1 pseudogene is annotated in these 671 nt (G+C 57.4%); it reads right to left on the bottom strand.

Features of this window, described 5'->3' with window-relative positions:
• A pseudogene (locus HMPREF0298_RS12840) lies at window positions 1-671 on the bottom strand (IS3 family transposase); the annotation flags it as partial.

The raw sequence follows: 671 nt of genomic DNA, 5'->3' as shown, positions 1-671 counted from the left end.
GACGCGCATGTGGTCAGCAATAGAAAATCCCACCAGCCTGCGGGAATAACAATCGATCACGGTGGCAAGATACATATTGCCGCCACCGGATACCGGCAGGTAGGTAATGTCGCCGACGAGCACGCGATTCGGCGCCGGGGCATGAAACCGCCTGCAAACAAGATCTGGAAAGACACCACGGCCAGCATCTGCCACGGTGGTGCGCACGCGGCGTTTCTTCTCGAACCCCTGGATGCCCATAGTCTTCATGATGCGTGCGACGCGTTTGTGATTGACCACCGCATGCGCCCCCGAATCAGGATCGTTCAACGCCGCGGCGATGCGCTTAGCTCCGTAGAGTCCGTGTTCCTCACGGAACTGAAGTGCGGATACGAGCACCGACAACAGCATCGTCAAGAACCTTCTGGCGGCGCGCGGCCTGTGTGTTTTTCCACTTGTAATAGGAAGATCGCCGCACCTTCAGCACGTGGCACATCCGCTTGACCGAATACTCGGTGCGATGGTCCCGGATGAACTTGAAGCGGATCACAAGCCCATCTCTTTCGCAAAATACTGCGCCGCCTTGCGAAGGATGTCTCGCTCTTCTTGAACAAGCCGGTTCTGCTTCTCGAGTTGTCGGATCCGCTCTAAATCCGATGATGTCCGGGCTCGAGCTGCAGCATCAATCGCGC

The organism is Corynebacterium lipophiloflavum DSM 44291 (assembly GCF_000159635.1).
Classification (GTDB): domain Bacteria; phylum Actinomycetota; class Actinomycetes; order Mycobacteriales; family Mycobacteriaceae; genus Corynebacterium; species Corynebacterium lipophiloflavum.
This window is presented reverse-complemented; position numbering and strand designations above follow the sequence as displayed.